12 protein-coding genes are annotated in these 17,415 nt (G+C 74.0%); 2 read left to right on the forward strand and 10 right to left on the reverse strand.

The window, feature by feature from the left end; translation table 11 throughout:
* Positions 1–92: 92 nt before the first annotated feature.
* Positions 93–2,204, reverse strand: a complete 2,112-nt coding sequence (locus tag ACZ6Z8_RS31905; protein ID WP_465613517.1) for a DNA gyrase/topoisomerase IV subunit B — start codon at positions 2,202–2,204, stop codon at positions 93–95.
* 539 nt (positions 2,205–2,743) lie between these two features.
* Between ACZ6Z8_RS31905 and ACZ6Z8_RS31910 the strand changes: the two genes are divergently transcribed.
* Positions 2,744–2,977, forward strand: a complete 234-nt coding sequence (locus tag ACZ6Z8_RS31910) for a DUF7455 domain-containing protein (protein ID WP_030285403.1) — start codon at positions 2,744–2,746, stop codon at positions 2,975–2,977.
* Positions 2,978–3,137: 160 nt separating this feature from the next.
* On the opposite strand, the gene ACZ6Z8_RS31915 is transcribed toward ACZ6Z8_RS31910, so the two are convergent.
* The 8 genes from ACZ6Z8_RS31915 to ACZ6Z8_RS31950 form a co-directional block, all read right to left on the reverse strand.
* On the reverse strand, positions 3,138–3,941 hold the full coding sequence (locus tag ACZ6Z8_RS31915; protein ID WP_465613567.1) for a S1 family peptidase: 804 nt from the start codon (positions 3,939–3,941) through the stop codon (positions 3,138–3,140).
* Positions 3,942–4,279: 338 nt separating this feature from the next.
* On the reverse strand, positions 4,280–5,935 hold the full coding sequence (locus ACZ6Z8_RS31920) for an RNA polymerase sigma factor (protein WP_465613518.1): 1,656 nt from the start codon (positions 5,933–5,935) through the stop codon (positions 4,280–4,282).
* A gap of 600 nt (positions 5,936–6,535) precedes the next feature.
* Positions 6,536–7,468 carry a FadR/GntR family transcriptional regulator gene (locus ACZ6Z8_RS31925; RefSeq protein ID WP_465613519.1) on the reverse strand — a complete coding sequence of 311 codons (933 nt, stop codon included), beginning with the start codon at positions 7,466–7,468 and terminating at the stop codon, positions 6,536–6,538.
* Positions 7,469–7,669: 201 nt separating this feature from the next.
* On the reverse strand, positions 7,670–8,575 hold the full coding sequence (locus tag ACZ6Z8_RS31930) for a hypothetical protein (protein ID WP_465613520.1): 906 nt from the start codon (positions 8,573–8,575) through the stop codon (positions 7,670–7,672).
* Positions 8,576–8,578: 3 nt separating this feature from the next.
* The gene (locus ACZ6Z8_RS31935) at positions 8,579–10,042 is read right to left on the reverse strand and encodes an ABC transporter ATP-binding protein (protein WP_465613521.1); all 1,464 of its coding nucleotides are present in this window, start codon (positions 10,040–10,042) and stop codon (positions 8,579–8,581) included.
* Positions 10,043–10,186: 144 nt separating this feature from the next.
* Positions 10,187–10,531: a hypothetical protein gene (locus ACZ6Z8_RS31940; protein ID WP_465613522.1), complete on the reverse strand. Its 345-nt coding sequence runs from the start codon at positions 10,529–10,531 to the stop codon at positions 10,187–10,189.
* A 160-nt stretch (positions 10,532–10,691) separates the two neighbouring features.
* On the reverse strand, positions 10,692–11,450 hold the full coding sequence (locus ACZ6Z8_RS31945) for an NUDIX hydrolase (protein WP_465613523.1): 759 nt from the start codon (positions 11,448–11,450) through the stop codon (positions 10,692–10,694).
* 153 nt (positions 11,451–11,603) lie between these two features.
* On the reverse strand, positions 11,604–13,724 hold the full coding sequence (locus ACZ6Z8_RS31950; protein ID WP_465613568.1) for an amylo-alpha-1,6-glucosidase: 2,121 nt from the start codon (positions 13,722–13,724) through the stop codon (positions 11,604–11,606).
* A 699-nt stretch (positions 13,725–14,423) separates the two neighbouring features.
* On the opposite strand from ACZ6Z8_RS31950, the gene ACZ6Z8_RS31955 reads away from it, so the two are divergent.
* A complete protein-coding gene (locus ACZ6Z8_RS31955) occupies positions 14,424–15,737 on the forward strand; it encodes an alpha/beta fold hydrolase (protein ID WP_465613524.1) in 1,314 nt (437 codons plus the stop codon).
* Between the two features lie 31 nt (positions 15,738–15,768).
* Here ACZ6Z8_RS31955 and ACZ6Z8_RS31960 read toward each other — a convergent pair whose 3' ends face one another.
* Positions 15,769–17,280 carry a DUF4192 domain-containing protein gene (locus ACZ6Z8_RS31960; protein ID WP_465613525.1) on the reverse strand — a complete coding sequence of 504 codons (1,512 nt, stop codon included), beginning with the start codon at positions 17,278–17,280 and terminating at the stop codon, positions 15,769–15,771.
* Between the last annotated feature and the right edge of the window lie 135 nt (positions 17,281–17,415).

Consider the following 17,415-nt stretch of genomic DNA (forward strand, 5'->3'; position numbering starts at 1 on the left):
CCCGCTGATCGGCGCCGGGGTGGAGCCCGGGTGGAACCGGCTGCGCGAGGGCCCTCCACCCGTGGGTGGAGGGCCCTCGCGCGCCGGGTGCGTCAGGCGTCGATGCGGGAGCGGTCCAGGGTGGCCGCCGAGTCCACGATGAACTCCTTGCGCGGGGCGACGTCGTTGCCCATCAGCAGGTCGAAGATCTTCTCGGCTTGCTCCAGGTCGCCCAGGTTGATCCGGCGCAGGGTGCGGTGGCGCGGGTCCATGGTGGTCTCGGCCAGCTGGTCGGCGTCCATCTCGCCCAGGCCCTTGTACCGCTGCACCGGCTCCTTCCAGCGCTGCCCCTTGCGCTGGAACTCCAGCAGAGTGGAGCGCAGCTCGGCGTCGGAGTAGGTGTAGTGGTACTTCTCCTGGCCGCGCTTGGGGTTGGTGAGCTCGATCCGGTGCAGCGGCGGGACGGCGGCGAAGACCCGGCCCTGCTCGACCATCGGCCGCATGTAGCGGTGGAAGAGGGTCAGCAGCAGGGTGCGGATGTGCGAGCCGTCGACGTCGGCGTCGGCCATGAAGATCACCCGGCCGTAGCGGGCCTGGTCGATGTCGAAGGTGCGGCCCGAACCGGCCCCTATCACCTGGATGATCGCGGCGCACTCGGCGTTCTTGAGCATGTCGCTCACCGAGGCCTTCTGGACGTTGAGGATCTTGCCGCGGATCGGCAGCAGCGCCTGGAACTCGGAGTTGCGGGCGAGCTTGGCGGTACCGAGCGCGGAGTCACCCTCGACGATGAACAGCTCGCTGCGCTCGACGTCGTCGCTGCGGCAGTCGGCCAGCTTGGCCGGCAGCGAGCTGGTCTCCAGCGCGGTCTTGCGGCGCTGGGCCTCCTTGTGCTGCCGGGCGGCGACCCGGGTGCGGGCCGCGGCGACGACCTTCTCCAGCACGGCCCGGGCCTGCTGCTTCTGGTCCTTCTTGGCCGAGGTGAGGAAGGCCTTGAGCTCCTTGGCGACGACGGCCGCAACGATCCGGTTGGCCGCCGAGGTGCCGAGCACCTCCTTGGTCTGGCCCTCGAACTGCGGCTCGGCGAGCCGGACGGTGACGACGGCGGTGAGGCCCTCGGTGGCGTCGTCCTTGGTGATGTCGTCCTCGGCGACGCGCAGCAGCTTGCTGGAGCGCAGCACCTCGTTGACGGTCTTGGCCAGCGAGCGCTCGAAGCCGGTGACGTGGGTGCCGCCCTTGGGGGTGGCGATGATGTTGACGAAGGAGCGCAGGGTGGTGTCGTAGCCGGTGCCCCAGCGCAGCGCGATGTCCACGCCGAGGTGGCGGGTGACCTCGGTCGGGGTCATGTGGCCGAGGTCGTCCAGGACCGGCACGGTCTCCTTGAAGGTGCCCTCGCCGCGCAGCCGCAGCACGTCGCTGACCGGCTTGTCGGGGGCCAGGAACTCGCAGAACTCGGCGATGCCGCCGTCGTAGTGGAAGACCGACTCCTCGACCTGCTCGCTCTCGGTGAGCCGCTCGTCACGCACGACGATGGTCAGGCCGGGGACGAGGAAGGCGGTCTGCCGGGCACGGTTGTGCAGGTTCTCCAGGGAGAGCTTGGCGTCCTTGAGGAAGATCTGCCGGTCTGCCCAGTACCGGATCCGGGTGCCGGTGCGGGTCTTGGGCACCTTGCGGGTCCGGGTGAGGCCGTTGGCGGGCTCGAAGGGCGCGTCCGGGCTGGCCTCGGTGAAGATGCCGGGGGTGCCGCGGCGGAAGCTGATCGCGTGGGTGTGGCCGCCGCGGTCGACCTCGACGTCCAGGCGGGCGGACAGCGCGTTGACGACCGAGGCGCCGACACCGTGCAGGCCGCCGGAAGCCGCGTACGAGCCGCCGCCGAACTTGCCGCCCGCGTGCAGCTTGGTCATCACGACCTCGACACCGGACAGCCCGGTCTTGGGCTCGACGTCGACCGGGATGCCGCGGCCGTTGTCGCGGACCTCGACCGAGGAGTCCGGGTGCAGCAGGACCTCGATGCGGTCGCAGTAGCCGCCCAGCGCCTCGTCGACCGAGTTGTCGATGATCTCCCAGAGGCAGTGCATCAGACCGCGGCTGTCGGTGGAACCGATGTACATGCCGGGGCGCTTGCGGACGGCCTCCAGGCCCTCCAGGACGAGCAGGTGCCGCGCGGTGTAGTTGGAACCGTCGTCGCCGGCCAGCAGCGCGGACGGCACGGTCGTTTCGGCACTCACGCGGCACTCTCCTCGGTGAAGTTCTGTCTCATCGGTCACATCCGGACGCATCCGGACCATCCGCCAGTGCAGCACGCCGCACCGACAGTCGTCGCTCCGTGTGCTCGCACCCCTGCGACGGGTGCACAGCACGGCGGGCCGGCCCGGCGCAGCTTGTACGCGCTGCGCGAACAAGGACCGCACCCGGCCGTGGGCCCCGGGGGCGCCATCTCCTCCCGGTACCACCGGTCCTGGCGGATCGTGGGGTCCGGCTCAGGCTCCGGAACTGCCGTTATGCAGGCTACCGGGGCCCGGGACGGGGCTTATGCTCCAACCCGGCAGAGGATTATGCTACGCGGACCTCGACCCCGGTCCCGATCGGACGTTCGAGCGATGGGCGGATCCCGGGTTTTCGGCACGCATGAACCACCGGCCCCCGGGGCACGTCCTCATCAACACAGCAGAATCCTCAGAGAAGAAAAGCCACGAGCGGGAACGTTTTCGGCCTGGTTGGATGTTGACCCTGGTACGACAGCTCGTCGAGCTAGAGAAGAGGCGACGTGACTACTGTTCTGACCCCTGCGAGCCCGCTGACCGCGGCTGACCGCTGCGACCGCTGCGGCGCCCAGGCCTACCTGCGCGTCGTACTCGCCAGCGGCGGAGAGCTGCTCTTCTGCGCCCACCACGGCCGGAAGTTCGAGCCCGAGCTCAAGAAGATCGCCGTGGAGATACAGGACGAGAGCGGCCGTCTCACCACCAGCACCACCGCGACGGCCGTCGACGACGAGCGCTGATCACAGGCGCCCAACCAGCCGGCGTCGAGCTGTGTCCGGTCGCGCACGGCGCGCGACCGGGGAGCCGGGTGGTCGGCCCCTCCGGGGCCGGCCACCCGGCTTCGCTGTTTTCCACCGACGCGGCGTCAGAACGTCACCGCGCCATCACCCACAGCAATGCTCAGAGCGCGGAGCGCAACGCGTCCGTGACCGAGGACAGCCGGGTGTACACCCCGGGGTGGGCGGCCTCGGCGCAGCCCGTCCCCCAGGACACCAGCCCGGCCAGCCGACCGGCCACGACCAGCGGGCCGCCGCTGTCGCCCTGGCAGGCGTCCTTGCCGCCCTTCTCCTCGCCCGCACAGACCATGCCCCGGGCGTCGAACTTGCCGTCCGGCCCGCCCGGATAGGCGTGCGCGCAGGTCTGGTCCGGGACGATGTGCACGTCCACCCCGCGCAGCACCGGTGAGTAGTCGCCCCGACCGCTGGTGTCACCCCAGCCGTAGACCTGCGCATCGGTCCCGGCCGCGTACGGCGCGCTGTCGCCCTGGCCGACCATCTCGACCACCGGCCGGGCGCCCTGGGACTCGGCGAGGGTGAGCACCGCCACGTCGTTCATGTTCGCGGTGAAGTCGTAGTCGGGGTGGATCCAGATCTGCTGGACGGCCACCTCGCGGCCGGCCGAGCCGCGCATGTCGTCCCGCCCGACGATCACCTTGAGGCCGGGCCGGTCCACCCGGCCCCTCTTGGACTCGTCGTAGAAACAGTGCGCGGCCGTCACCACCTTGGTCGGGGTGACCAGCGCGCCGCCGCAGAACTGACCGGAGCGCCCACTGCCGAACTGCTGGCGGCTGGCCAGCGCCACGATCCACGGGCGGTCGGCGGTGCTCACGGCGTCTCCCCCGACCACCCGGCGCTGCGCCTCGGCGGGGGCGGCCGTGCCGAGGGCGGCCAGCGGCAGCGGGACGGCGGCGAGCAGCGCCAGCAGGGCGCCCCTGCGCCGACGGCGGTCCGTCCTGGCCGCCGCCCTGGCCGCGGACGGGACGGCGGTCGGGATGGCGGTCGGCACGGCGGTCGGGGCGGCCCGGCGAGGGGCGGGGGTCGGCAGGTCGGCTCGGTCCGGGTCGGTCAGCACCTTGACTCCACAAGGCTCGGCAGCAGGCAACCGGCACAGCGTAGGTGCTCGACTACACTGCGCGACTCCTTCCCGCAGCGCCGCCACCCGGACGGGCGACGCGGGCCACCCGGACGCTGACGAACCGCCCCCGAACGGCCCGAAGGCCCGGAACCGTGCGGTTCCGGGCCTTCGTCGCGTACTGCCGTCGATCAGTCCAGGTAGTCGCGCAGCACCTGGGAGCGGGACGGATGGCGCAGCTTCGACATGGTCTTCGACTCGATCTGGCGGATGCGCTCACGGGTGACCCCGTACACCTTGCCGATCTCGTCCAGCGTCTTCGGCTGACCGTCCGTCAGACCGAAGCGCATCGAGACCACGCCGGCCTCGCGCTCGGAGAGGGTGTCCAGCACCGAGTGCAGCTGCTCCTGGAGCAGGGTGAAGGAGACCGCGTCGGCCGGGACGACCGCCTCGGAGTCCTCGATCAGGTCACCGAACTCGCTGTCGCCGTCCTCGCCCAGCGGGGTGTGCAGCGAGATCGGCTCGCGGCCGTACTTCTGGACCTCGATGACCTTCTCGGGGGTCATGTCGAGTTCCTTGGCCAGCTCCTCCGGGGTGGGCTCGCGGCCCAGGTCCTGGAGCATCTGGCGCTGGACGCGGGCCAGCTTGTTGATGACCTCGACCATGTGCACCGGGATGCGGATGGTGCGGGCCTGGTCCGCCATGGCGCGGGTGATCGCCTGACGGATCCACCAGGTCGCGTAGGTCGAGAACTTGTAGCCCTTGGTGTAGTCGAACTTCTCGACCGCACGGATCAGACCCAGGTTGCCCTCCTGGATCAGGTCCAGGAACAGCATGCCGCGGCCGGTGTAGCGCTTGGCAAGCGAGACCACCAGTCGGAGGTTGGCCTCCAGCAGGTGGTTCTTGGCGCGGCGGCCGTCCTCGGCGATGATCTCCAGCTCGCGCTTGAGCTTGGGGGCGAGCTTGTCGGCGGCCGAGAGCTTGTCCTCGGCGAACAGGCCGGCCTCGATGCGCTTGGCAAGCTCGACCTCCTGCTCGGCGTTGAGCAGCGGGACCTTGCCGATCTGCTTCAGGTAGTCCTTGACCGGGTCGGCGGTGGCACCGGCGACGGCGACCTGCTGGGCCGGCGCGTCGTCCTCGTCGTCGTCGGAGAGGACGAAGCCCTCCGACTCCTCCTCCGGACCGGCCTCGGTCTCGGTCTTGTCGCCGGGCAGCGCGACGTCCTCAAGCAGCTCCTCGTCGCCGAGCAGCTCCTCGTCGCCACCCTTGCCGGCCTTGGCGGCGGTGGTCTTCTTGGCGGCGGTCTTCTTGGCGGGCGCGGCGGTCTTCTTGGCCGCGGCCTTCTTGGCCGGGGCGGCCTTCTTCGCCGCGACCGACTTCACCTCGGTGACGACGCCGGCCGTCTCCTCGACGGTGATCTCGGCGGACACCGTGGGGGCGGGCGCCGCAGCGGCGGCCGCGACGGCCGGAGCCGCGACGGGGGCGCCGGGGGCGATCCGCACGGGCGGCTTGGTCGGGGCCGACGGAGCGGCCGGGGTCCGGGTGGTGACAGCCTTGGTGGCGGTGCGCTTGGTGGGGCTCTTGGCAGCAACGCTCTTGCGCTTGGCGCCGGCCGGCTCGGCCGCGCTGACCATGAGGTCCACCCCCTCCTCAATCAGCACCTGGTTGAGGCTGCGCATGACGTTCTTCCACTTGGTGACCGGGATCTGGTCCGCCTCGAACGCCTGGCGCACGTCGTCACCGGCGATCTGCCCCTGGGCCTTGCCCCGCTCGATGAGCGCCAGCAGAGCCGCGGACTCGGCGATCTCGGGGGGAAGCGAACGGGATGTGCTGGCCGACACGAACAACCTCTCGGACGATGAGTGGACTCGAACCCGTACCGGCCGCCCGAGCGGGCGGGGAAGGAGATCGCGCGCCGGACGCGCGGTGTCGATTCCGACCGACTCGGGCTTGAGGACTGGGTTTGCAGGACGGCAGCAGCGCCGCGGACCAACACAGCATTCTGACATGTTGGAGTATTCCGGAGCTGCTTCCGCTCAGGACACATCGCTGCTACTCGTCAAGTGTTACGCATGGCCTTCGTGTCGCGGGTCACACCGCTCGGCGCCCGCGGCCCCGGGGCCGGGATCCATCATCGCGCACTCTCGGCGAAATCGGTTGTCATGAACGAGTCGCGCTGGCGGGCGGTGTCGGCGCGGGCAGTCGCCAGGCGCAGTGGCGCGGGATAGGGGCCCGGCGCAGGGGCGCGGGGCAGTGGCCCGGCGCAGTGGCAGGGGGCAGTGGCCCGGCGCAGTCGCGGGGTCCGACGCGCCGGGAAGGCGGCCGGACGGCCGGCCCGGGCGGTCGACGCCGCGCAGAGGCCCTCCGACTGCGCCGCGCGGTGCGGCCGGAGGGCCCTGGAGGAGCGGGACCGCGCCCGGCGCGCCCGCTCGCCGAGAACAGCCCGCTCAGTGCTCCCGGGGCGCTGGGACGGAGGGCTCGATCTCGGGGTGGACGGTGAGCAGCGCCCGCATCGCGGCCTCGCCCGCGGTGCCGTCGCCGGTGCCCAGCGCGTCCACCAGCCGGGCGTGCAGGCTGACCGAGGACTCGGAGGGGCGCTCGCAGGAGATCGCCGGACCGCCCGAGACCTGCAGCGCGCAGGACACGATCCCCGACAGGTGCTCCAGCATCCGGTTGCCGGCCATCTGCAGGACCAGGGCGTGCAGCTCGGCGTCCGCGCGGGTGTAGGTGGACAGGTCCGCCTGGGCGGCGGCGTGGCCCATGATCTCGACCAGCTCGACCAGCCGCTGCTGGACGTCCTCCCGGCCGTGGCCGGCGGCGAGGCGGGCGGCCAGCGGCTCGATCGCCCAGCGGAGCTCGAACAGCTCCCGCCGCTGCTCGTCCCGCTGCGGGCCGAAGGCGCGCCACTCGATGATGTCCGGGTCCAGCAGGTTCCAGTCGCCGACCGGGCGGACCCGGGTCCCGACGTTCGGGCGGGCACTGACCAGGCCCTTGGCCTCCAGCACGCGCAGCGACTCGCGGACCACGGTCCGGGAGACCTCGAACCGCTGGCCGATCTCCTCGGGCACCAGCGGACGGTCGGCGCCGAGGTCGCCGGAGACGATCATCTGCCCGAGCTGCTGGACCAGCTGGCCGTGCAGACCGCGCCCACGGCTGCTGGTGGTCTTGCGGCCGACCCGGCCGATGTCGGACTCGGCGCCCTCCCAGCGGGGCGCCGGCGGGGTCGGCCGGTCGGCGTACGAGAAGCGGTCCAGATCGCCGGGGCCGTGGATGGGCCCATCGGCGGAACGGGCGGGGGTCATGGGGGGGTGCGCAAGGGTACTCACGCCTCCTTTGTCGGCGATCGACAGGCGCAGCTTGAGAATTCTCGTGAAAAGCACACGAAAGGGTGATCGACCGTGACTGGATAATTGACTTCTTATCAGGAAGAACCGCTCATTACGGTCACTGCTGGTCGATCTTGCTGCTTCGGGACAGCGCGCGGCGCCGGGGCGCCCCACCGGGGCCCGCCGCGAGACGCGACGGGCCCCGGTGCGAGGTGCGGCGACTGCCGGGGTCGGCCCCGGGCGGTCCGGGTGGGTCTACAGCGAACGGCGGCGGGCCTGGACGAGCAGGGCCGCCAGCAGCAGGGCCGCCGCGGGGGCCGCGACCGCCGCCAGCAGCGCCGGGTCCGTCAGCGCCGCGCTCCCGGCCGTGGCCTCGCGCGCTCCGCCGTACACCCAGCCGTAGGCCCACTCGATGCCGGACTGGAAGGGCAGCAGCTCCGCCGCCCTGGTCGGCCACGGACGGCCGGTCCGACGCAGCAGCAGGGCGGCGCCGAACTCCAGCAGCGGCGGCAGCGCGCACAGCAGCAGCACTCCGCCGGCGGCGCTGCGGGTCAGCGAGGCGGTCAGCACGCCGGTCCAGGCGGCCGCCACGGCCAGCAGGACGAAGGCCAGCAGCGCGGCCGGCACCCCGTGACCCACCACCAGCGCCACCGGGGCGAACACGCCCGGCAGGTCGGCCGGACCGCTCAGCCCGACGGCACCCAGTGCCTCCGACACCTCGCCGGACAGCGCCCCGGGATCCGTCCTGGCCGCCGCCGTCACCCCGGCCGGCAGCGCGAGGTGCACGGCCACCGTGTCGAGCACCAGGGTCACCAGCGCCAGCAGCGCCGCCACCGGGCCGACCACCAGCAGCTTGGCCAGCAGCAGCCGCACCCGGCGCGAGTACGTCACCTGGGAGGCCGCCAACCCCGGGTGGCGCACCTCGTGCCCGTAGGAGAGCGCGCCCAGCAGTCCGGCGCCGAGCGCCGCGAAGGGCAGCGGGATCAGCGGGACGGCGGCGGTCAGCAGCCGCACCCCGGCCGGGGCGGCCAGTGGGCCGGCCGGAGCCTGGCTCGCCAGGACGGCGGCCACGACGACATCGCAGAGCAGCACGGCGGAGAGCAGCAGCCAGGTGGAACGCAGGCCGCGCAGGCGGCGCAGCTCGTAGGCCAGGACACGCACGGTTCACTCGCTCCGGTGGTCGTCGGGGGTGGCGGTGGCCTTGCCGGTGGTGATCCGGCCGAGGCGGACGGTGTCGTCGGTGAGCAGGTCGGCGGCGCTCTCGCGGCGCTGCGGGTGCGCGGACTCGGTGCGGACGGGTTCGGTGCGGGCGGGACCGGTGCGGACGGGTTCGGCGGACCGGGCGGGGCGGGCGACGGGAGTCGGGTGGTCGCGGAAGAACCGGTCGGCCGCGGGGGCGGAATCCGGCTTCGGGGCCGCGGCGAGGGCGGGCAGGGCGGCCGGCACGGCGACGACGGGCAGCGCGCGGGTGGACCGGGCCGCCGCGTCGTCGCGGGTTCGGCCCTCCGCGGCGGGCTCGGGAACGGTGGGGGCGTGGGGTCCGGCGAGCGTGGGCCGGGATTCCGGTGCGGTACTCGACCCCGGGGTCGGCGGCACGACCTCGGCAGTGGACACGTCGGCCGACCCGTGCGCCGTCCCGGTCGCGGACTCGTGCGCCGTCCCAGGTGCGGACTCGTGCGCCGACTCGGATTCCGGCCGGAGGCGGAGGTGTCCGGAGCGTCCGGCGGTGACGGGCAGGGCGGCGCGGGGCACCGGCTGCTCGACCACCCGGTCGGCCAGTTCGTGGAGCAGGATCCCGTTGCGGTAGGCGAGTTCGCCGATCTCGGTGCGGCCGATGCCCGCCACCGCGAGGCCCGCGCCGCCGTCCGGGCGCACCTCGGCGCCCTGGCTGACCAGCAGGTCGGCCAGCCGGGCCATCTGCGGCCCCCGAACCGCCACCTCGGGGCTGAGCCTGGTCCGGCAGAACTCCGCGACCGGCTGGTCGGCCACCAGGCGGCCGAGGTCCAAGGTGACCACCCGGTCAGCGAGTTGCGCGGCCTCCTGCGGGGTCCGGGTGGTCACCAGCACCGTTCCGCCCGCGACGGCGAAGGAGCGCAGGAAGGAGTGGAACCACTCGACGTTGCGCGGGGACAGGCCTTCGGTGGGCGCGTCCAGCAGGAGGGTGCCGGGATCGCCGAGCAGCGCGGCGGCCAGCGAGAGCCGACGGTGCATGCCCGGCGAGAAGGTGCGCAGCCGCTGCTCGGCGACGGCGGCCAGCCGGGTCTGCTCCAGCAGCTCGTCGGCCCGCCGCACGGGGACACCGACGGCCGCGGCCAGCATCCGCAGGTGGCCGCGCGCCTTGCGCCCCGGATTTCCGGCCACCGCCGCGATCCCCTCCCCCGGCCCGGGCAGCAGCACGCCGATCTCGCGCTCGGGGTGGCGGATCCGGCGGTAGGGGCGGCCGTCGAAGAGCGTGATGCCCTGGCCGCGTTCGAGTTCGAGCATCAGCCGCAGCGCGGTGGACTTGCCGGCCCCCTCGTCGCCGAGCAGCACGGTCACCATGCCGGGCCTGGCGTCGAAGGTCAAATCGAGAACGGCGGGCGGTGCGCCCTTGCGGCGGACCTTGGTCAGTCCGGTGATCTGGATCATCGCTGGCTGCTCCCATGCCCTCGGCCGACCTGCTCGACGCCAGCACATTAGGGGTCAGCAGCGCCGATTCCGGGCATTACCGAACCGCCACGGGCCCGCCGCCCGCCCACCTCACCCGATCAGGGGACAATCCGATCCTGCGATTCACGGGGCCGGCGTGCTCCGCGGGCCGTCGTCGAACCGGCCCGGGGTCGACGGACCGGTCAGCAGGAACTCCGCGGCACCGGGCGGCAGCGTCTGGCCGACGCACTCCCCCTGGAACTCCTCGACGGCGGCCTTGCCCGCGACGGCGATCTCGGCCAGTTGCTCCTCTTCGGCGCTCAGAGTCTCCTGCACCGAGATGATCGCGCCCGGATTGAGGTGCGGCTCGGCCTTCAGTGCGGCCAGCTGCCGCTCGGTCGTGGCGACGGTCGCGCTGAGTCTCCTGAAGTCCGCCACCTGGCTCTCGATGAGGTTCCGCTGCCTGACGCAGTCGTCGTTGGTGGCCATCACGGGTCTCCCGGGGTCGAAGGCCTTCGGTCCGGTGGCCGAAGCGTCCAACGCCACTGTGCGGCCGGTGCCCTCACCTCCGCCCCCGCGCAGGAGCCCGTTCGGCCGCGCCCCGGGCGAAGCCGGGTGCGGGTGAGGAAGGGCCCCGCCCTCCAGGCGCTCAGGAGTCGGGCCGGAGCATGGGCGGGTTGAGGACGGTCGCACCGCCGGCCGTGAAGAGCTGGGCAGGGCGGCCGCCCTGGCGGGTGGTCGTACCGCCGGAGGGGAGGAGGAACCCGGGGGTGCCGGTGACCTTGCGGTGGAAGTTGCGTGGGTCGAGGACGACGCCCCAGACCGCCTCGTAGACGCGGCGCAGCTCGCCGACCGTGAATTCGGTCGGGCAGAAGGCGGTGGCCAGGGAGGAGTACTCGATCTTGGAGCGGGCGCGCTCCACTCCGTCGGCGAGGATCAGACCGTGGTCGAAGGCGAGCGGGACTCCGTCGGCCGGGCTCTCGCCGAGGAGCTCGCTGACCGGGGCCCAGCGGGCGCTGCTGGCGTCGCCGCCGGCCCGGGGGGTCGGGAGGTCGGGGGCGAGCACCAGGTAGGCGACGCTGACCACGCGCATCCGGGGGTCGCGCTGCGGGTGGCCGTAGGTGGCCAGCTGCTCCAGGTGGGCACCGGCCGCGCCGGGGCCGACCGCCTCGTGGCCGGGGGCGGAGTGGGCGCGCAGGCCGGTCTCCTCGGCAAGCTCACGGGAGGCCGCCTCGGCCAGGCCCTCGTCCGGGCGGACGAAGCCGCCGGGCAGCGCCCAGTACCCCTGGTAGGGCGGCTCACCCCGTCTGACCAGCAGGGCGCAGAGCGAGTGGTCGCGCACCGTCAGAACCACCAGGTCAACCGTGACAGCGAACGGGGGGAAGGCCGACGGATCGTAGCGCGACATGGCGACGATCATAGTCGTCTCTCTGACGATAAGCACAGGCCCGCGCACGGAGCGCTCAGCCCCGGTGACCGTGGCCGCCCGGCACGGTTCGCGCACGGGCGGCCGTGGGCCCGGGCGGCGCGCGACGTGGGCGCCTGCGGCCGGGCCCGGGGGTCAGCGAGCGACCAGCTGCAGCTCGGCGGACGCCTCCTCCACCATCGCGACCCCGATCCGGCTCACCCGGACCGAGAAGGGCTCGCCCGCCACCCGCAGGCCGGTCAGTTCGAGTTCGCCGAGCGGGGCGGTGCTGGCCGGGCGGACCAGGACACGGCCGCCCGGGACGTCGGGTCGGACTCCGGCGAGCGCGAACACCGCGTGAACGGCTCCGGCCGCGGAGACCGCCGCCGGACGGCAGGCGGCCGGGTGCGGCACCGGGGGGCAACCGAGGGCGCGCTGGTCCCCGGCGTACATCTCCGGGAGTCGCCCGTCGAAGTGCGCGGAGGCGGCGAGCAGGCCCTCCAGCAGGGTGCCGGCCTCGTTCTCGTGACCGGCCTCGGCGAGTCCGGCGATCGCCAGCGCCGTCTCGTGGATCCGCACCGCGCCGCCACGGTGGCCCAACGGGTTGAAGCGGGGGGACTTGGCGCTGAGCGTTCGCAGGCCCCAGCCGCTGTCCAGTTCGGGCGTGACCAGGCGTTGGGCGAACAGCCGGGTCTGTTCGCGGTCCAGCAGGCTTTCGTGCCGGCCGCCGTCGACGGCGAGCCCGGTGTCGAGCAGGTGCACGAGGGAGGAGGCGAGGGCCGGCAGCGGCTGGCCGCCTGGGGCCAGTCCTGCGGCGGGACGGCCGCCGGAGAGGTCGTCGACCCAGAAGCGCGCGCGGAAGCGGCCGCGCAGTTCGGCGGCCCAGTCCCGCCACTCCTCGGCTCCCGGTCTGGCGAAGGCATCCAGGAGTTCGGCGCCGTGCAGTGCCGCGCGGTGGGCCTGCGCCTGGACCTCGGCGCGGGCGGCCACCGGGTGGGCGGCCCGGTCCTGCGCCGGTCGGCTCAGATCGGTGACGAAGCCGTCCACCAGACCCTCGCGCAGCGCGGCCAGCGCCCGCTCGGCAGCCGGGAGCAGTTCAACGACCTCCCCTCGGGGCAGGCCCCAACGCCAGGCCTCGGCCAGCACGGTGACGAACAGCAGGGTGGCCTCGGTGGCCGTGCAGGTGGGTGGCAGTTCGGGGCCGCCGTGCCGCAGGGCGCCCGGCAGCAGGCCCTCGGTGCGGCCGGGGACCGGAGTGAGCTGCTGGCGGCGGGCCAGCGCGCGCAGGGTGCCGGCCGCGAGCCGGGTGCCGAGCGGGAGGGTCAGCCTGGCGGCCCAGAGCGCGTCGGCCGGGGCGAGGCCGAAGCGCCAGGGTGCGCCGGAGGCCGGGTAGAGGTCGGTCGGGCGGTCCGGGTCCGCGAACAGCAGCCCGCCGAGGGCGTCCAGGGAGCGGTCGACCAGCAGGGCGGCGCGCGGGTCGTCGCTGCGCACCTCCGGTTCGGCCCAGGGCAGCGGGACGCCGGTGCCACGCCCGGCGGGCGGGCGCGGGCCGCCGGGGGCGCTCTCCAGCTCGGCGCGCAGTTCGACCGACCAACGGGCGCCGGGCTGGACCTCCAAGTCCCAGCGGAGCACCCCGGCCCCGGCCAGGACCGCGTGCGGGGAGGGCTTGGCGCTGACCACGGCACTGTGCACCGGGCCGGACCAGCGCAGCCCGGCGGACTGCACCTGCCCGGGCAGGTCGGGCGGGCGGTGTCCGGCGGCGATCTCGCCGACCGGGCCGAGGTCGGTGCCGAGGGCGATCTCCAGCGGCAACCGGGCCGGCCGGGCGCCGGTGTTGCGCACGGTGACGGTCTCCACCCCGTCCGCGTGGCGCAGCCGCTCGACGGTGAGCGCCGGATCCGGGTCGAGGTCGCCGGGGACGCGGACAGCGCCGAGGAAACGGGCCTGGGCGGAGCTGGTCAGGGTTCCCTGGAGCGGCAGCGGCTCCATGCCGCCCAGCCGCAGTTCCATCCGGGCCAGCACCCGGACACCGTTGCGGTAGAAGCCGTGCAGGCCGTGGCCGCGCAGCTGGCCGTCCGGGCCGGAGGCGGCCATCGCGGGGGCGTTGACGCAGAGCAGCGCGTGGTGGACGGCGGGAGGCTGAGGGCGCGGCGGGGCCATGGGCCGTCCGGGGCCGATGGGTGCGCCTGCGGGCCCCGCCGGTCCCTGGTCGGGGCGGCCGACCGGTCTGGGCGCGCCGACCACGCTCTCGGCCGGCGCGGCCTGTAGTGGCCTCATGGCGGTCACCGGACTCTCCTCCCCTCGGCGGTCCGGTGGCCGGTCAGGCCGGTGGGCCGCGAGCATGCTCGATCGCGTGCTGATGGTGCCCGGCCGGCGGGGCTCGCCCCGTCGGCCGGTGTGCCGAGTCTGGCCGTACCCGGCGGTGGGCCGTGCCATGCGGTGTGCGGTACCGGGCGGGTACCGCAGCCGCGCCTTCGCGTCGGGCACGTCGTCGTGCCCGGCACCTCGTCAGGTCCCGCACCCTGGCCTGCCGGTGACGCCCTCCTGTGACGGCCTGCCCGTGGCGCCCTGCCTCGCGACCCGCGCCCGACGGGCCGGCGGTCACCCTCGGGACGGTCCGCGCCGCCGGGCGGCCACCCGGGACCGGACTACGGTTGGACGCCGCCCGCGCGCAGGGCCCCCGGGGTGAACGCCGCGCACCGCCACCAGGTCACGCCCGGCACGGCCGCCGGTGCTCGCGCTCGGCCCGCCGGGCGGTCGTGCCGCCTCCGTCGGACCGTCGCGGGATGTGCCGCCATGTCCCCCGGCCGTCCGCGTCCCCCCGCCCGGCTCCGGCGCCGCCCGATTCGGTGAACGGGGGCGGTCGAACCGGTGCTCGACCGCGCCAGGATACGGTGCGGGGGTCGCGGCGCCCGTACCCGGTGACCCCGTGGACCGCGACGCAATCGCTGTGACCAGCAGAGACCGAGGAGTTGCATGTCCACCGTCAGCCGACTGCCCGGGATTGTCACGACCGACCACGCCTTCCAGGTCCCGCTCGACCACACCTCCGCCGAGGGCGAGCAGATCGAGGTGTACGCCCGCGAGGTGGTGGCATCGGGCCGCGAGCGGGACGACCTGCCCTGGCTGCTCTTCCTCCAGGGCGGCCCCGGCGGCAAGGCCGCCCGCCCGCTCGGCCGGGACGCCTGGCTGGATCGCGCGTTGGACGACTACCGGGTCCTGCTGCTCGACCAGCGCGGCACCGGGCGGTCCACGCCGGCGACGCGCCAGACCCTCGCCCGCCGCGGCGGCCCGCAGGAGCAGGCGGACTACCTGGCCCACTTCCGCGCGGACTCGATCGTCCGGGACGCCGAGCTGATCCGGCACCGGCTGCTCGGCGCCGACAAGCGCTGGAGCGTGCTCGGCCAGAGCTTCGGCGGCTTCTGCACCCTCACCTACCTCTCGTTCGCCCCCGAGGGCCTGACCGAGGCCTTCATCACCGGCGGCCTCGCCGGCCTCCGCAGTTCGGCCGACGACGTCTACCGCGCCGCCTATCCGCGCGTCGTCCGCAAGAACGAGGACCACTACCGCCGCTTCCCACAGGACGTCGAGGCCGTGCGGCGGATCGTCGCCCACCTCGCCGACTCCCCCGCCACCCTGCCGGACGGCGGGCTGCTCACCGTCGAGGCCTTCCAGGCCCTCGGGATGATGCTCGGCGGCGGCAGCGGCTCCGGCGCCCTCCACTACCTGCTGGAGGAGGCCTGGGTGGAGGGCCCGGCCGGGGCCGAGCTCTCCGACACCTTCCTGGCCGGTGTCCAGGCCCGGCTCTCCTTCGTCGAGGGCCCGCTGTACGCCGTGCTGCACGAGTCGATCTACGGCCAGCGTTCGGTGGACCAGGGCGGCACGGCCTGGTCGGCCGAGCGGGTCCGCAAGGAGTTCCCGGAGTTCGACGCCCGGGCGGCACTGGAGACCGACGCTCCGGTGCTGTTCACCGGGGAGATGATCTACCCCTGGATGTTCGACACCGACCCGGCGCTGCGCCCGGTGCGGGAGACCGCGGACCTGCTCGCCGCCCGCACCGACTGGCCCGACCTCTACGACCCGGCGCGCCTGGCCGCCAACACCGTGCCCGTCGTGGCGGCGGTGTACCACGACGACATGTACGTGGACACCGCCGACTCGCTGGCGACCGCCCGCGCGGTGCGCGGCCTGCGGACCTGGATCACCAACGAGTGGGAGCACGACGGTCTGCGGGTGAGCGGCGGCAAGGTGCTGGACCGACTGATCAAGATGGCGCACGGCGAGGCGTAGCGGCCTTCCGACCGGTGGGGCGGCGAGCGGTTCAGTGGGAACGGTGTGCTCCTCTCGCCGCATGCCTTCCGGTCCGACAGCGGTGGAGCCCGGTGCCGGACCGGAAGGCGGCCGAGGCGCAGGCCCCCGCCCGGCCGAGCCGCACGCCCCGGGCGGGCTTCGCCCCGGTCACCGGACCGCACCCGGGCACCGGGAGCAGGGCGACCGGCCCCGGGCCGCTCCGCTGCGGCCCCGGTTCCCCGGGAGCGGAGGAACCGCTGGGATTGCCCGGGCTACCGGGAGCGTGGTCGGCCGGGACCACGGGTGCGGACCCGCCCCTGCGCCGACCGCCCCGCCGCCGTCGGCGCCCGCCGCCCGGGGCCTGACCGGACCCCGGCGGCACCGGCTCGCCACCGGCCCTGGGCCCGGGCTCCGGGGCGGACTCCGGCTCGGGCCCGGACTGCGCCGTGGCCGCGCGCTCCTCGCGGCGTCGCCGCTGGGCCTCGACGGCGGCGAGCAGCGCACCGGGCGTCATGCCGTCGTTCATCGACTCGTAGAGCAGCTCGGCCAGCAGGTAGTCCGGGGAGAGCCGCAGGACGTGGCCGAGCACCACCCGGGCGGTGGCCATGTCCCCGGCGACCCACGACGCCCAGGCCAGCAGGGTGAGCGGGGCCACCGCGCAACCGTCGTACGGCGGCACGGCGCGGCGGGCGAGGAAGCGCCAGAGGCGCTCGGCGGGGGCGAGCTCGGCGGGCCGGACGTACTCGACGCCGCGGTCCCGGATGAGGCGGTCCCGCAGGGCGAACAGCAGCCGGGCCGTCCGCTCCTCGTCGAGTTCCCTGGCTCCGGCCGCGAACTCCGCGAAGGCCTGCTCCAGCAGTTCGAGGCCCTTCTCCCGGGAGACGCCCCCGGCGAGCGGCTCGGTCCGCACGAGCGCTTCGCGCTGCGGTTCGTCGTCCGGCGGGCCGATCGGGGCCAGCGCCCCGACGATCGCCTTCCGGCTGCCGCGCGGCACCAGGCCGGCCACCGTCGCGGCGGCGGCCGCCGGTCCCGGATCGGGCCCGCGCCGCACCGGATTGCCCGCCGGATCGCAGCACCCCTGTCGGCGGCAGAGGAAGGACCACCAGCGGTCGTCCGAGACGCACAGCGACTCCTTGACCGCCACTCCCCTGCGTCCGAAGGCCGCACGCAGGTCGTCGGCCAGCGGCCGCAGCCGCTCCACCGGCGGCGGTGCGTGCGCCGTGGCCGGATCCTGGCAGAGGTAGAGCAGCACCTGGAGCGGCCGGCCACCGTGCCGCTCGGAGAGGGCGACCAGCAGCGCGGCCGTCTCCTCCGCCGCGGCGGGCCACTCCGCGGGCGAGACCGGGAGGTCCGCCCGGATGACCCCGCCCTGGTGCAGGCCGGGGCCCTGGAGGCCGACCGCGACGATGCTGTCGTCGGGGTAGAACCCCAGGAAGTAGGGCAACAGTTCAGCCATGTCGGCCGGGCCGCGCATGACGATCGGCCGCTGCCCGGAAGCCGGGCCGAGGGACAGGGTGATGTGTTCGTTGTTCATCGCGTTCATGGCCGTAAGAGTGCGCGCTCCCCGACGGCGGCCCCGGAATTTTCTTCTTTCCTGTGGATAACTCGGCCTCCGGATTTTCCTTCATCCATTCGGAGCACACGACACTCACTCGGAAGAGCGGATTTTGACATCCGT

This window comes from Kitasatospora sp. NPDC101108, assembly GCF_055584725.1.

Excerpts from the sequence above, each read along its gene's own strand:
- ACZ6Z8_RS31935 (WP_465613521.1), bottom strand. The coding sequence starts at position 10,042 with ATGATCCAGATCACCGGACTGACCAAGGTCCGCCGCAAGGGCGCACCG.
- ACZ6Z8_RS31955 (WP_465613524.1), top strand. The coding sequence starts at position 14,424 with ATGTCCACCGTCAGCCGACTGCCCGGGATTGTCACGACCGACCACGCC.
- ACZ6Z8_RS31945 (WP_465613523.1), bottom strand. The coding sequence starts at position 11,450 with ATGTCGCGCTACGATCCGTCGGCCTTCCCCCCGTTCGCTGTCACGGTT.
- ACZ6Z8_RS31960 (WP_465613525.1), bottom strand. The coding sequence starts at position 17,280 with ATGAACGCGATGAACAACGAACACATCACCCTGTCCCTCGGCCCGGCT.
- ACZ6Z8_RS31950 (WP_465613568.1), bottom strand. The coding sequence starts at position 13,724 with ATGAGGCCACTACAGGCCGCGCCGGCCGAGAGCGTGGTCGGCGCGCCC.
- ACZ6Z8_RS31940 (WP_465613522.1), bottom strand. The coding sequence starts at position 10,531 with ATGGCCACCAACGACGACTGCGTCAGGCAGCGGAACCTCATCGAGAGC.